Source organism: Acidovorax sp. FJL06 (assembly GCF_003852545.1).
In the GTDB taxonomy this organism is placed as follows: Bacteria; Pseudomonadota; Gammaproteobacteria; order Burkholderiales; family Burkholderiaceae_C; genus Acidovorax.
Genome location: NZ_QAJR01000043.1, coordinates 1 through 13,619, shown reverse-complemented (window position 1 = coordinate 13,619; position 13,619 = coordinate 1). Strand labels below are relative to the sequence as shown.

Below are 13,619 nucleotides of genomic sequence, written 5' to 3'. Positions count from 1 at the left end.
ATGCTGAACCGACTTCTCTCCGGCGACTATCCGCGCAGCAAGGTGCTGGCGGTGATCCTCGTGGCCATCCTCCTTGGGCTGGCGTTTGCACCCTTCCTGTTCCCGGGCGTCAAGGCGCTGTCGGTGGCGGCCAAGGTGCTGATCTTTGTGGTGCTGGTCGCCAGCTTCGACCTGCTCTTGGGCTACACCGGCATCGTGAGCTTTGCGCACACCATGTTCTTTGGCATCGGGGCCTACGGCATTGCCGTGGCCACCACGCGCCTGGGGCCCACCTGGACGGCGCTGGGCGTGGGCATTGGTGGTGCGCTGTTGTTGTCGCTGCTGCTGTCGCTGGCGGTGGGCCTGTTCTCGTTGCGGGTGCGGGCCATCTTCTTCGCCATGATCACGCTGGCCGTGGCGGCCGCGTTCCAGACGCTGGCCTCGCAGCTGTCCGACATCACGGGCGGCGAAGACGGCCTGACCTTCAAGGTGCCCGAGTTCCTGTCGCCCAGCTTCGAGCCGTTCGATGACCCCTTCCTGGGCGTCACCATCGACGGGCGCCTGATCTGCTACTACCTGCTGTTCGTCACGGCCGTGGCGCTGGTGCTGGCACTGCTGCGCATCGTGAACTCGCCGTTTGGCCGCGTGCTGCAGGCCATCCGCGAGAACGAGTTCCGTGCCGAGGCCATTGGCTACCGCGTGGTGGTGTACCGCACCACATCGAGCGTGCTGTCGGCGCTGTTCGCCACCCTGGCGGGCGCGATGCTCGCGCTCTGGCTGCGCTACAACGGGCCGGATACGTCCCTGAGCTTCGAAATCATGATGGACTGCCTGCTCATCGTGGTGATCGGCGGCATGGGCACGGTCTACGGCTCGGCCATCGGTGCCGTGCTCTTTCTGGTGGCGCAAAGCTACCTGCAGGATCTGCTGCGCCTGGGCAACGAGGCCACGGCGGGCCTGCCCTGGCTGTCTGCCCTGCTGTCGCCCGACCGCTGGCTGCTGTGGCTGGGCGTGCTGTTCGTTCTGTCCGTTTACTACTTCCCCACCGGTGTGGTGGGGCGCCTGCGCGCGGCAGCTGCGCGCAAGGCGGGGTAAGCAGCCCGGGCCGCGCGGGGCAACCGGTGCGGCCCGGGGTGCAGGTTGGTTGGTTAGCTGTGCAACAAGACGCAAAGAAAAACTCCTGGAGACAAGCACATGAAGATGAGCATGAAGAACCCGCGTTTTCGTCCTTTGGTTCCCGCGGCCCTGGCCGCCGCCGTGCTGGCCGCCTGTGGCGGCGGCAACGGTGACAACGCCGCCCCCAACACCAAGCCCGGCTATCTGGGCACGATCAGCGAGACCACCTATGACGGCAGCAGCAACGACCTGCTGACCGCAGGCCTGGGCGCCACCGGCATGGCCGCCGCCGCGCCGCCCGCCTATGCCGATCCGCTCAAGCCCACGGCGGCGGAACTGCGCCGCACGGCCATCCACACCAATTACCGCGCCATGCTCGACATGACGAAGGAGGGGGGCTACGGCCTGCTGTATGGCCCCAATGTGGACGCCCAGGGCAAGGTCACTGCGGGCGAAGGCAAGGTGGCGGGCACCGAATACATCGCCTTTGCCGATGACGGCACGGGCCGCAAGAATGTCACGCTCATGGTGCAGGTGCCGGCCAGCTTCGACCCCAAGAAGCCCTGCATGATCACCGCCACGGCCTCGGGCTCGCGCGGTGTGTATGGCGGCATCTCCACGGGCGAATGGGGCCTCAAGCGTGGCTGCGCCGTGGCGTACTCGGACAAGGGCACGGGCGGCGCGCCGCACGACCTGATGAACGACACCGTGCCGCTGATCGACGGCACGCGCACCACGGCTGCGGCCGCAGGCAAGAGCGCGGCGTTCAATGCGGGCCTCACGGCCACGGAGCTGGTGGCCTTCAACACCGCCACGCCCAACCGCTTTGCCTTCAAGCACGCGCATTCGGGCCAGAACTCCGAGAAGGACTGGGGCAGCACCACGCTGCAGGCCGTGGAGTTCGGCTACTACGTGCTCAACCAGCGCTATGGCGCCACCACGGCCGATGGCCAGCGCCTGAAGACGCTGACCCCGGCCAACACCATCGTCATTGCATCCAGCATCTCCAACGGTGGCGGCGCGGCCATTGCGGCCGCCGAGCTGGACACCCAGGGCCTGATCAGCGGCGTGGCCGTGTCCGAGCCCGCCATCGAGATGCCCGCCAGCCCCGGCGTCACGGTGCGCCGTGGCAGCACCGACGTGGCCGTCACGGGCAAGACGCTGGTGGACTTCACCACCTACGCCAACCTCTACCAGGCCTGCGCATCGCTGGCGCCTTCGGTCAGCACCAGTCCCTTTGCGGCCGCGTTTGCGGCCGGGTTTGCCAGCGCGGCCTTGCCCATTGCGCCCAACCGCTGCGCGGCGCTCAAGACGGCGGGCCTGCTGTCGGCCAGCACCACGGCCGCGCAGGCCGAAGAGGCCCTGGACAAGCTGCGCGCCTATGGCTGGGAGCCCGAGTCCAGCGACCTGCATGCCTCGATGGCGGCTTTTGAAGTGTCCCCCGCCGTGGCCGTGACCTTTGCCAACGGGCTTTCGCGCGCCAGCGTGCAAGACCACCTGTGCGGTTTCAGTTATGCAGCCACCACCGCCGCAGGCGCCGTGACGCCGCTGGCACCCGCCGCGCTGGCCGGCATGTTTGCCACCGGCAACGGCGTGCCTCCCTCGGGCGGCATCAACCTGGTGAACAACCTGGGCAAGTTCGGGCCCGCGCGCGACTTCTTGTCGTTCTCGGACGCCGGCGTGGCCGACTGGAACCTGACCGGCGCCCTGTGCCTGCGCAACCTCGTCACCGGCACCGATGCAGCGGCCAAGAAGCTGCAGGCCGGCGTGGACGAAACCCGCCGCAATGGCAACCTGCGCGGCAAGCCGGCCATCATCGTGCACGGCCGCGCCGACGCGCTGCTGCCCGTGAGCCACACCTCGCGTCCCTACGCCGCGCTGAACAAGAAGGTGGAAGGCGCCGCCAGCAAGCTCAGCTACATGGAAGTGGCCAACGCCCAGCACTTCGACGGCTTCATCGGCCTGCCCACGGTGCTGCCGGGCTACGACAGCCGCTATGTGCCGCTGCACGTGTACCTGAACCAGGCACTCGATGCCGTGTACGACCACCTGGCCAACGGCAAGGCCTTGCCGGGCAGCCAGGTCGTGCGCACCGTGCCACGCGGCGGCACACCGGGCAGCGCGCCGGCCATCACGGCGGCCAACGTGCCCCCGCTGGCCACCACGCCGGCCGCGGCCAACGCCATCGCCATCACGGCGGGCGCCATCGCCATCCCCGACTGACCCGAAGGAGCTTCGCACGGCACGCCGCCACAGAGCCCCGTCGGGCGCGCGCATGGGCCTTGTGCCCTGCGCCGCCCGTGGGGCCGCGAACCACACGACAAGGGGATGAACCGACATGGACAAGGTCATGACATGGAGCCGCCGCATGGCGGCAGCGCTGGCGGTGGCGTGGGGTGGGGCCACGGCCCCAACGTCGCTGCAGGCGGCCGACATTGTGGTGGGGCAGGTGGCGCCGCTCACCGGTGTGCTGGCCAGCACCGGCGCGCAGATGGTGCTGGGCGGCAAGATCTACTTTGACTGGGTCAATGCCCAGGGCGGTGTGCATGGCGCCAGCATCCGCCAGGCGGTGGCCGACGATGCCTACAAGGTGGCCGACACCGTGCGGCTGACCCGCGAGATGCTGGCCAAACCCGAGGTGCTGGCGCTGTACGGCTTTGCGGGCACGGCCAACATCACCCAGCTGCTGGCCGATGGCGTGCTGGAGCAGGGCGGCGCCGCGCTGGTGGCGCCCTACACGGGGGGCGAATCGCTGCGCAACCCGTTCAACCCCTGGATCTTCCATGTGCGCGCGGGCTATGGCGACGAGGCCGAACACATGGTGCAGCAGCTCACCACGCTGGGCATGAACCGCGTGGCCGTGATGTACCAGGACGACGGCTTTGGCAAGGCGGGCCTGGCGGGCGTCGAAGCGGCCCTCGCCAAGCGCAACCTCAAGGTGGTGGTGGCTGCGGGTTACGAGCGCAACACCGACAAGGTCGACGAGGCCGTCAAGGCGATCAAGGCGGTCGATGTGCACGCGGTCATCATGATTGCGGTGAACAAGCCCGCAGCGGCCTTCATCCAGCGCTACCGCGAGCAGGGTGGCGGCGCGCAGCTCTACAACATCTCGGTGGTGGACCCGACCGAGCTGGTCAAGCTCGCGGGCCTGAAAAACGTGCACGGCCTGGGCATCAGCCAGGTGGTGCCCTATCCCTACCGGCCCCAGCTGCCCGTGGTGCGCGAATACCAGACGCTGCTCAAGAAGTACGCCCCCGAGGCCGAGGTCAACTACACCAGCTTCGAGCAGTTTTTGGGCGCCAAGGTGCTGGTCGAGGCCCTGCGCCGCGCCGGCCCCGCGCCCACGCGCGCCAAGGTCGTCAAGGCGCTCGAATCGCTGCAGAGCTACGACCTCGGCGGCATCACCCTGGGCTACTCGCCCACCAACCGCATCGGCTCACGCTATGTCGAGGTCACCGTCATTGGCAGCAATGGCCGCCTCATGAAGTGAGCCGCGATCCTTTTCTTTTTCTCTGTTCCACAAGGCCGCCATCATGTCCCCCACCTCGCGCTATGCCACCTGTGCTGGCTATGAAATCCATTACATGGAATGGGGCGCACCCGATGCCCCGGTGGTGATTGCCTGGCACGGCCTGGCGCGCACGGGGCGCGACATGGACCCGCTGGCCGCCCACCTGGCATCGCGCTATCGCGTGATCTGCCCCGACACCCTGGGCCGGGGCCTGAGCCAGTGGGCCCGCGCGCCGCTGGACGAATACCGCCTGTCGTTCTACGCCCGCATCGCGGCCGGCCTGTTCGATCAGTTGGGCATCGAGAAGGCGCACTGGGTGGGCACGTCGATGGGCGGGGCGATTGGCACGGTGTGCGCGTCGGGCCTGTTCGAGCCGCAGCTCAAGGGCCGCATCCAAAGCCTGCTGCTCAACGACAATGCCCCCCGCCTGGCCGATGCTGCGCTGGAGCGCATCAAGGCCTACGCAGGCCACCCGCCCGCATTCGACACCGTGGCCGAGCTGGAGGCCTTCTTCCGGCAGGTGTACCAGCCCTATGGCTGGCTCAGCGACGCGCAGTGGCGGCTGCTGACCGAAAGCAGCACGCGCCGCCTGCCCGACGGCCGCGTGACGCCGCACTACGACCCGGCCATGGTGCAGCAGTTCACGCACCACGCCAACGACTACCTGATCTGGGACCACTACGACGCGCTCGACATCCCCGTGCTGTGCCTGCGCGGGGCAGAGTCCGACCTGGTGCTGCGCGACACCACGGCCGAGATGCTGACGCGGGGCCCCGGTGCGCGTGGGCTGGCGCAGGTGGTGGAGGTGCCCGGCTGCGGGCATGCGCCCGCACTCAACGTGCCCGAACATTACGCGCTGGTGGACGGCTTCCTGGCCCGCGCTTCCTGATCATGGGGTGTGGGGCGCGGCGCATTGAAGGCGCTGGCACCGCGCGGTACATTGGGTCCACACACCCGGACCCTTTGCAATGAAACCCCTTCTGTTTTTGGCCTCGCACCTGCTGGCGCTGGCCATCGGGTTTGCTGCGGGCATCTATGCGCTGCCCATCCTGATCGCGCCCGAGGCGCCCACGCCGCAAGACATTGCGTCCCGCGCGTCCGCCGCGCAGTGGACGGCCACCTTCCGCCGTGATCTGAAGGGCAGCGACGCGCTGCACTGGGGCGAGGGCGCCGTGTCCATCGGCCCCCAGTCCATCAGCCTGGCTGGCAGGCTCGCCCCAGGGCCGGACTACAAGCTCTACCTGTCGCCTGTGTGGGTGGAGACCGGGGCCGATTTCAAGCGCCTCAAGCCGCAGATGCTGCGCGTGGGCGATGTCAAAACCTTCGACAACTTCATCGTCCCGGTGCCGCCGGGCGTGGACCCCGCAGGGTTCAACACCGTCGTCGTGTGGTGCGAAACCTTTGGCCAGTTCATCACGGCCGCGCAGTACCGGTAGGCGGGGCGCAAAAGCGCTGGGGCCTGGGGTTACTGGCCGATCTGCGCCAGTGCTGCCTGCAGCCCCGCCAGCCCGCCCACGCGCTGGTTGTTGATGAAGACCTGCGGCATCTGCCGCACCGAGGGCCCGCATTTGGCATAGAACGCCAGGCGCTCGGCCTCGTCGTCGATCTTGATTTCCTCAAAGGGCAGCGAGCGCGACTGCAGCAGCTTCTTGGCCGAATCGCATTGGGGGCAGGCGGATTTGGAGTAAACGGTGATTTGGAGGGTCATGGGGCAAGTTTACGGGGTGCCGGGCGCGGCCCAAGCGCTGCGGCACCCCGGCCTGATGCGCGCGATGTGCATTGCGTGCTGACCGGCATGCGGGCCAGGCTCGCCATGGTGGACAGCGTCGCAGCGTGGGCGCGCAGCTTGGGCATGGGCATGTCGTTGACGGTCTGGAACAGGCCGCTTTGGTGGTCGATGAGCAGCATGACGGCGTCATCGGGGTCGATCACGGGGCGTGCGCCCTGGAAGTTGGCGAGGGTGTGGCTGGGGACTGGCATGGGGGCTCCTTGAAGAGGGAAAAGGGTGAAGAAAACCCCGCCGCAGGCGGCGGGGGAGGGGGTGGCCTGATCAGGCCGCGATGCGGCCAAAACGGCCGCTGTGGAAATCCGCGATGGCCTGGCCGATCTCTGCCTGGCTGTTCATCACAAAGGGGCCCTGGCCGACGATGGGTTCGTCAATGGGCTCGCCGCCCAGCAGCAGCACGGTGGCGTCGCTGTGGGCCTCGATCTCCAGCCCGCTGTGCTCGCGCTCCAGATGGGCCATCTGGGACGGGTGCAGCAGCTCGCTGCCATTGATGCGCACCGTGCCGTGCAGCACCACCAGGGCGGTGGTGTGGCCCGCCGGCAGGCTCAGCCGGGTGGTGCTGCCGTGCACCAGGCGCAGGTCCCAGACATTGATCGGCGTGTGGGTGCGCGCCGGCCCCTGGTGGCCTTCGAACTCGCCAGCGATCACCCGCACGCGGCCCGCGCCCCGTGGCAGCGCGGCGCTGGGGATCTGGGCGTCCAGCAAGGTCTGGTAGCCCGGCGCGGACATCTTGTCGCGGGCCGGCAGGTTGACCCACAGCTGCACCATCTCCAGCGTGCCGCCCTGGCGTGTGAAGTCGGCGGAGTGGAACTCTTCGTGCAGGATGCCGGAGGCGGCGGTCATCCACTGCACATCACCGGGGCCGATGCGGCCACCGGCGCCGGTCGAGTCGCGGTGTTCCACCTCGCCCTCATAGACGATGGTGACGGTCTCGAAACCCCGGTGCGGATGTGCGCCCACCCCGCGCGGCTGCTCCGCCGGCGTGAACTGGGCCGGGCCGGCATGGTCCAGCAGTAGGAAGGGGCTCATGGACGTGCCATGGCTGCCGTAGCTGAACAGTGACCGCACAGGGAAACCATCCCCCACCCAGTGGGGGCGGGGGGCGCTGTAGATGCCCAGAATCTTCTTCAACATGTGCTGCTCCTTGGAAGGGTTCCGAGGGGTTCGGAAACATGGCTCCAATGGTATGGATGGGACACTGGGCGCGGTAGTCGGCAATAATTGCGCTCAGAGTTCCATTGGTAGAACGATGAACCCTCCTGACCTCAACGACCTGCATTACTTCGCCCTGGTGGTCGAGCACGGCGGCTTTGCGCCGGCGGGGCGCGCGCTGGGGGTTCCCAAATCCAAGCTGAGCCGGCGGATTGCGCTGCTGGAAGAGCGCCTGGGTACGCGGCTGATCCTGCGCTCCACGCGCAGTTTTGCCGTCACCGAGGCTGGCAAGGGCTACTACACCCATTGCCGCGCCATGCTGGTGCAGGCGCAGGCGGCAGAAGACTTCATCACAGAGGCCCACGCCGAGCCGCGCGGCGTGGTGCGCATGGCCTGCCCCGTGGCGCTGCTGGCCACGCGCGTGGGTGAGATGCTGGCGGACTTTATGGCCGCGCATCCCCTGGTAGAGCTGCACCTGGAGGAGACCAACCGCAGGGTGGATGTGGTGGCCGAAGGCCTGGACCTCGCCATCCGGGTGCGTCCGCCGCCGCTGCAGGACAGCGACCTGATCATGCGCGTGCTGTCGGACCGGGGCCAGTGCCTGGTGGCCAGCCCGTCGCTGCTGGCGCGCTGCGGCACGGTGCCCGCCGGCCCGGCAGACCTGGCCGCGCTGCCCAGCATGGACCTGGGGCAGCCGCAGGACGAGCATTCGTGGGTGCTGGAGGGGCCCGACGGCGCGCGGGCGCAGGTGCGGCACCAGCCCCGCTATGTCACCCGGGCCATGCTGGCCCTGCGCGCTGCGGCCGTGGCCGGTGTCGGTGTGGTGCAACTGCCCCGCATGATGGTGGCCGGCGAGTTCGAGCGGGGCGAGCTGGTGCCCGTGCTGCCCGGCTGGGCGCCCCGGCGGGAGATCATCCACGCCGTGTTCGCCTCACGGCGCGGGCAGCTTCCCGCCGTGCGGCAACTGATCGACTACCTGGTCGAGCGTTTCGCGCAGCTCAACGAGGATTGAATCTGCCGGGTCCCGGGGCTGGCGCGCTAGGTGCGCAGTGTGCTGTGTGACCTCGCAGAGGCAGAGTTGGTCGCGCAGCTTTATGCCCCTGAAGTCACAGACCCGGCTCAAGGGAAGTGCTGGCGACCTCTCTGCAGACGCCAGCAAAAAGGGCTCCCATGGAGGAGCCCTTTTTGCTTGCCTTGCAGCGCCGGGGAAACACTCTCCACGGCTGTGGCACCCGCAAATGCCGCGGCCATGAGAAGGCCCGCATCTGCGTTAATTACATGGCGTGGCCGATCTCGCCTGCCGAGGTCTGGCCCATGCGCGCGGCTTCGGCTGCCTGGGCACGCACCGCCGCGCGGTCAGCCGTGGATTGGTAGGTCATTACACGCGAGCCTGCGGGCTCCTGGCTGCTGGTCTTGGCCACGGTGGCGGCTTCGACGACTACTTCAGCGCGGGTGCGGGTGGTTTCGTATTTGGATGCAAATTGCGAAGCATCGGCTTCGTCAGCGTGGGCGCCGAAAGCCGCGAAAGCAGCCACAGCGGCGATGAAGAGGGGATGGGCGGTCGTGTTCATGATGAAACTCCTTTGAAAGAAGAACGCCTCAAAAACCGGAACAAAGAGCAAAAAGCAAATGCTGAAAACTGCTTCACACCGGGTACGGTGAGTCGGCTTGCGGGTTCGGCCCATCGAAGGTCTGAACTCTACGCCGATGGTTGCAGTGGTCAAGGTTTTCCGGCCACAATCATGGGCTGTTTGATTGCCGATGGCTGCTCGCAGGCATGAGGTGTTTGGTTGCATAAACCAGCCCTGTTGCGCACATAGTCTCGGTGCATGGATGAGTAGTCCGAGGGGGCGAAGACCAGCGACAAGCCCACCCGCTGCGCGACGTGCGAGGCGACACTCAAGGCCCGAGGTTCGCGCGACGAACGGGCGTGACAAAAAGATGCCGCAGGACGCCACCCCCAGTGGCAACCGCGCGTGCCAATAGGCCTTCTCCGATGGGCTTGCTTTGGCAGCAGGCCAGACAGTGGCTCATTCGCAGAGGGAAGCCGGCTTGACGCGCACTGCTTTCAGTCCTCCACCCTCAATCCCTGCGCCAGCGCCTCGAACACCACCCGGATCCGCCGCGAGGTGCGCAGCTCCCGGTGCGAGACCAACCAAATGGGAAAGCGCACCGGCGGCAGGTCGTCGAGCACGCGGACGATGCCTGGGGTGTTGCGCGCGATCTCATCCATCATGGCCCCGATGCCCATGCCCTGGCACACCAGGGCCCAGTGGGCAACGGTGTGGTCGGCGTAGCAGCTGAAGTTGTCTTCGCTCAGGTGCAGACCGTGCTGGCGCAGGTAGGCCAGGTACCGGCCCGAGCGGTCGGAGCCCACGAACACCGCCCGGATCGCGTCCTGTGCGCTGCGCGGGTGGCCATGGGCCTGCACCCAGCCTTCGGATGCATAGAAGTGGGCGGTGGCCTCGCGGACTAGGCGCGCGATCAGGTCGGGCTGCTCGGGCTGCACGTGGCGGACGGCGATGTCGGCCTCGCGCCGCAGCAGGTCGCTCAGCGCGTTGGACGAGATGACTTCGACGGCAATTCCCGGCTCCTGCACATGCAGCCGCTGCACGATGGCGGGAAGGAGGTAGGCCGCCACCGCATCGCTGGCCGAGACCGAGACCACGCCACCCACCGCCTCGGAGCGGCCCGTGGCGGCCAGGCCCAGGGCATCGGCGGCCGCACCCATGGCGCGGGCGTGCTCCAGCAGGTCCAGCCCGGTGGGCGTGAGCACCATGGCCTTGCCCACGCGCTCAAACAGGGTCACGCCCATGCGCTGCTCGATGGCGGCCACCTGGCGGCTGAGCGTGGGCTGGGTCAGGCCCAATTTGCGGGCCGCTGCCGAGAGCGAGCCGGTTTCAGCGGTTTCCAGAAACGCCTTGAGCTGGTTCCAGTCGAGATTGTTCATGCGTAAATGTATATATCCACTGCAATTTGCCGCAATTCCCTACGGTGTTTTGCATGGATAGCATCCAGGGACTGCATAACGCCCGATTGATCTTCGCCCCATGCCAACGCCCACCACCGCTCCGCTCGCCGATGCCTTGCCATGCCCGGAGGCCAGTGCATCCCTGGCCCGCAAGGCCCGCTTCTGGGACCGCATCGCCCCTCGGTATGCGGCCGAACCGATTGCCGACATGGCGGGTTACGAGGCCACGCTGCAGCGCGTGCAGGCGCTGCTGTCGTCCGGGCACGAGGTGCTGGAGGTTGGCTGCGGCACCGGCAGCACCGCCTTGCGCCTGGCGCCTTTCACGCGGCGCATGCTGGCGACGGATGTCTCGGCCGGCATGATCGCCATGGCCCGGGAGCGGCTGGCGGCCCAGCCCCTGCCGCAGTTGCGTTTTGCGGTGGCCGATGCCGATGCGCCAGTGGGCGGGCCGGGCGCGTACGACAGGGTGCTGGCCTTCAGCATGCTGCACCTGGTGGCAGACCTAGACCAGGCGCTCCAGCGGCTGGCGCAGGCCTTGCGGCCGGGCGGCCTGCTGATCTCCAAGACGCCTTGCGTCGCCGAAATGAACCCGCTCATTTCCCGCGTCGCGCTGCCCCTGATGCGGGCCACCGGCAAGGTGCCCCCGGTGCTGTGTTTCGACGCGCAGCAGCTGCAATCGGCCATCGCCCGGCAGGGGCTGGAGATCGTCTCTGTCGAGCGGCATGGCACCCGGGGCAAGGACATCCGGGCCTTCATCGTGGCCCGCAAGCCGGGCTGATTTTTCCTGCGGCGCTCGCTAGCTCGCTAGCTCGCTAGCAAGCCACGGCCCAGCCCACCGGGCCGGGTGGGCTGCTGCGCGCGCCTGGGGCCTTGGCTTTGCCAGGCACCGCCTTCCCTGGTTGCTGCCCCTGCGGCAACCCTTCCCGCAGGCATCTGTCCTGCATCCGTTGACGAAACCCGTAAAGCCCATGAAGCCTTCCATGCACCTTCCCTCCACCGCCGCCGTCGCGGCCGCCCTGGCGTTGCTCACAGGCTGCGCATCCACCCTGGACCAAAAAGGCCTGGAGCAGCGCACGGCGCAGGCGATCGGGCGGCCCGCCGGCCAGTTCTCCATCACCGACCGCGAGGAGGAGACCGGTGGCCGCATCAACTACACCGTCAACACCCTGGATGGAACGGCCTACCGCTGCTACCTGTATGGCGCCACGGGCTTCCAGAAGGCCATGACCTTTGGGCAGACGCCGCATTCCGATGCCATCTGCACGGCCATGGTGGTCAGCAAGCACAGCGGGAGCAGTGCGGTGGCAGCACCCGGCACGCGCAGCCGCGGCGCGGGCCCGGAGTGCAATGCCTTGCTGAAGGCCGCCGGCCGGTGCTGAGACCTCTTTGAACGCGTTCTTGGCTCCCACCTCGCGGAGATTTCGCATGCAATGGACCCACACCGCTTTTTTCCTCGCGATGGCAGGGCTGCCCCTGGCGGCCAGCGCGGCAGACCTTCGGGTCACGGTGCTCGACGGCCCCGCCGTGCCAGCGACGCTTTACCTGGCGTTGGCGTCGCAAAAAGCCGAGCTGCGGGACGGTGCCGCGCAGCTGGTGTTCAGTGGCTTGCCCGTCGGGCGCTATGTGACCAAGTCGTTTGCCGACGAGAACGGCAATGCCAGGCTGGACACCAACCTGCTGGGCCTGCCCACGGAGCGGTATGGGTTCTCCAACGACGCCCGGGCGCGCATGGGGCCGCCCAGCTTCGATGCAGCCGCCGTGCCGCTCGATGCTGTCGACAGCAGCATCACCATCCGCCTGCGCTGGATCCCCTGGAGGCGTGTTCATGCCCATGCATCGTCGTGATGTTTGCTGCTGCTGATGGCCGCGGCCGACGGCCCCGTGGCACAGGCCACGCTGTCGTATGCGCTGCCGCTGGGGCTGCACGGCGTGTTTGTGGCGGCCTGATGCGCCCCCATGGCGTGGCCCCAGCAGGTTTTCAAAGGCCCTGGCTTGCACCCGCAAGCGGGGCGGCTTCACTCAACAGAATGGGCAAGGCGAAATGAAAAGATGGCGGTTGGCGGGCTTGTGGTTGTCCGTCTGTCTGGCGGGCTGTGCGGCAGTGCCGGGCGTGGTCACCGACACAGCGGGCTGGCGCAAGGTAGAACACGCCCTGGCAGGGCAGGGCGCACCGGTGGTGGTGTTCGAGAACGGGCTGGGGGCACGCCTCGATTGGTGGTCCAAGGTCTGGCCAGACACCGTGCGGGAGACCACCGCGCTGGCCTACAACCGCGCGGGCTATGGCCACAGCGAAGCATCGCCGGACCCCCGCGACGGTGCCCATGTGGTGGAGGAACTGCGGGCGCTGCTCAAGGCCCGCAACCTGCCGCCGCCGTACGTGCTGGTGGGCCATTCGCTGGGCGGCTTGTACATGCAGCTCTTTGCACGCCAATACCCCAGCGAGGTGGCTGCGCTGGTGCTGGTGGACTCAACCCACCCCGACCAGGTGCGCGGTGCGGGCAACCCAGACCTGTGGCCCACCTGGCTCAAAGTGGCCTTCCGCTTGAGCACCTCTGACGTGGCCAAACAAGAACTGGCGGCGCTGGATGCCACCGGGCAACTCGTTGCAAGCCTGCCGGTGGACTCTGCAATGCCCGTGTTTGTGCTGAGCGCACTGCGCGCCGCAGGGGCATCGCCTTCTGCGCTGGCGGACGACGCGAACCGCAAGCGGGCCGAGATCGCTCACCTCTATCCAGGCTCCACCCAGGTGTGGGTGGACAGCGGGCACGGCATCCCCCTGGAGAAGCCCGAGGTGGTGGTGCAGGCGATTCGGGATGCGGTGCAGGCTGCGCGCGCGTCCCGCGCTGCGGCGCGAGACGGCGGGCGCCTCGCTCCCGCCCCGGGGCGGGTGAGGGGTAGCACTGCGGAGCCTGGATGTGCACCTGCGGTCGGTGAGCGACTGGGGGCTTGCACACAAGCTGCGCAGTCCGGTGGATAGTTGATTTGCTATACCCGGGCCAGAATGAACCGATGCGCACGCGTGTTGAGGTGCAGTAGTCGATGCTCGACGCCGTCGTGGCGATCTGGTCGATGCCTGTTCTAGGCTGGAGGACTAAACCGCTCGC

At 67.8% G+C, this 13,619-nt stretch carries 15 protein-coding genes and 1 pseudogene; 11 read left to right on the top strand and 5 right to left on the bottom strand.

Annotation, left to right across the window (positions count from 1 at the left end):
- From DBV10_RS20335 to DBV10_RS20315, 5 genes are all read left to right on the top strand, one after another.
- On the top strand, positions 1-1,074 hold the full coding sequence (locus tag DBV10_RS20335; protein ID WP_124515380.1) for a branched-chain amino acid ABC transporter permease: 1,074 nt from the start codon (positions 1-3) through the stop codon (positions 1,072-1,074).
- A gap of 99 nt (positions 1,075-1,173) precedes the next feature.
- Positions 1,174-3,318, top strand: a complete 2,145-nt coding sequence (locus DBV10_RS20330; protein WP_124515379.1) for a D-(-)-3-hydroxybutyrate oligomer hydrolase — start codon at positions 1,174-1,176, stop codon at positions 3,316-3,318.
- Positions 3,319-3,445: 127 nt separating this feature from the next.
- Complete coding sequence (locus DBV10_RS20325; RefSeq protein ID WP_233590004.1) at positions 3,446-4,585, top strand: ABC transporter substrate-binding protein; 1,140 nt, start codon at positions 3,446-3,448, stop codon at positions 4,583-4,585.
- Positions 4,586-4,628: 43 nt separating this feature from the next.
- A complete protein-coding gene (locus tag DBV10_RS20320) occupies positions 4,629-5,495 on the top strand; it encodes an alpha/beta fold hydrolase (RefSeq protein WP_124515377.1) in 867 nt (288 codons plus the stop codon).
- Between the two features lie 79 nt (positions 5,496-5,574).
- A complete protein-coding gene (locus tag DBV10_RS20315; RefSeq protein ID WP_124515376.1) occupies positions 5,575-6,042 on the top strand; it encodes a DM13 domain-containing protein in 468 nt (155 codons plus the stop codon).
- Between the two features lie 29 nt (positions 6,043-6,071).
- Here the strand turns inward: DBV10_RS20315 and DBV10_RS20310 are convergent, their stop codons facing one another.
- The 3 genes and pseudogenes from DBV10_RS20310 to DBV10_RS20300 form a co-directional block, all read right to left on the bottom strand.
- Positions 6,072-6,314 carry a glutaredoxin domain-containing protein gene (locus DBV10_RS20310; protein WP_124515375.1) on the bottom strand — a complete coding sequence of 81 codons (243 nt, stop codon included), beginning with the start codon at positions 6,312-6,314 and terminating at the stop codon, positions 6,072-6,074.
- A gap of 74 nt (positions 6,315-6,388) precedes the next feature.
- Positions 6,389-6,586 (bottom strand): annotated as a pseudogene (locus DBV10_RS20305) (hydrolase); the annotation flags it as partial.
- Between the two features lie 70 nt (positions 6,587-6,656).
- Entirely contained in the window at positions 6,657-7,523 is an 867-nt protein-coding gene (locus DBV10_RS20300) for a pirin family protein (protein WP_124515409.1), read from the bottom strand.
- Positions 7,524-7,641: 118 nt separating this feature from the next.
- On the opposite strand from DBV10_RS20300, the gene DBV10_RS20295 reads away from it, so the two are divergent.
- On the top strand, positions 7,642-8,556 hold the full coding sequence (locus DBV10_RS20295; RefSeq protein WP_124515374.1) for a LysR family transcriptional regulator: 915 nt from the start codon (positions 7,642-7,644) through the stop codon (positions 8,554-8,556).
- A 262-nt stretch (positions 8,557-8,818) separates the two neighbouring features.
- Here DBV10_RS20295 and DBV10_RS20290 read toward each other — a convergent pair whose 3' ends face one another.
- Positions 8,819-9,115 carry a DUF4148 domain-containing protein gene (locus DBV10_RS20290; RefSeq protein WP_124515373.1) on the bottom strand — a complete coding sequence of 99 codons (297 nt, stop codon included), beginning with the start codon at positions 9,113-9,115 and terminating at the stop codon, positions 8,819-8,821.
- On the opposite strand from DBV10_RS20290, the gene DBV10_RS20285 reads away from it, so the two are divergent.
- Positions 9,098-9,325 (top strand): hypothetical protein, encoded by a 228-nt coding sequence (locus tag DBV10_RS20285; protein WP_124515372.1) that lies wholly within the window; start codon positions 9,098-9,100, stop codon positions 9,323-9,325. The genes DBV10_RS20290 and DBV10_RS20285 overlap by 18 nt on opposite strands.
- Positions 9,326-9,612: 287 nt before the next feature.
- On the opposite strand, the gene DBV10_RS20280 is transcribed toward DBV10_RS20285, so the two are convergent.
- Entirely contained in the window at positions 9,613-10,494 is an 882-nt protein-coding gene (locus DBV10_RS20280; protein WP_124515371.1) for a LysR family transcriptional regulator, read from the bottom strand.
- A gap of 100 nt (positions 10,495-10,594) precedes the next feature.
- On the opposite strand from DBV10_RS20280, the gene DBV10_RS20275 reads away from it, so the two are divergent.
- The 4 genes from DBV10_RS20275 to DBV10_RS20260 all read left to right on the top strand — a co-directional run bounded on the left by DBV10_RS20275 (position 10,595) and on the right by DBV10_RS20260 (position 13,492).
- Positions 10,595-11,293: a class I SAM-dependent methyltransferase gene (locus tag DBV10_RS20275; protein WP_124515370.1), complete on the top strand. Its 699-nt coding sequence runs from the start codon at positions 10,595-10,597 to the stop codon at positions 11,291-11,293.
- Between the two features lie 202 nt (positions 11,294-11,495).
- On the top strand, positions 11,496-11,894 hold the full coding sequence (locus DBV10_RS20270; protein ID WP_124515369.1) for a hypothetical protein: 399 nt from the start codon (positions 11,496-11,498) through the stop codon (positions 11,892-11,894).
- A 46-nt stretch (positions 11,895-11,940) separates the two neighbouring features.
- The gene (locus DBV10_RS20265; protein ID WP_124515368.1) at positions 11,941-12,360 is read left to right on the top strand and encodes a DUF2141 domain-containing protein; all 420 of its coding nucleotides are present in this window, start codon (positions 11,941-11,943) and stop codon (positions 12,358-12,360) included.
- 265 nt (positions 12,361-12,625) lie between these two features.
- The gene (locus tag DBV10_RS20260) at positions 12,626-13,492 is read left to right on the top strand and encodes an alpha/beta fold hydrolase (RefSeq protein ID WP_233590003.1); all 867 of its coding nucleotides are present in this window, start codon (positions 12,626-12,628) and stop codon (positions 13,490-13,492) included.
- Positions 13,493-13,619: the final 127 nt, after the last annotated feature.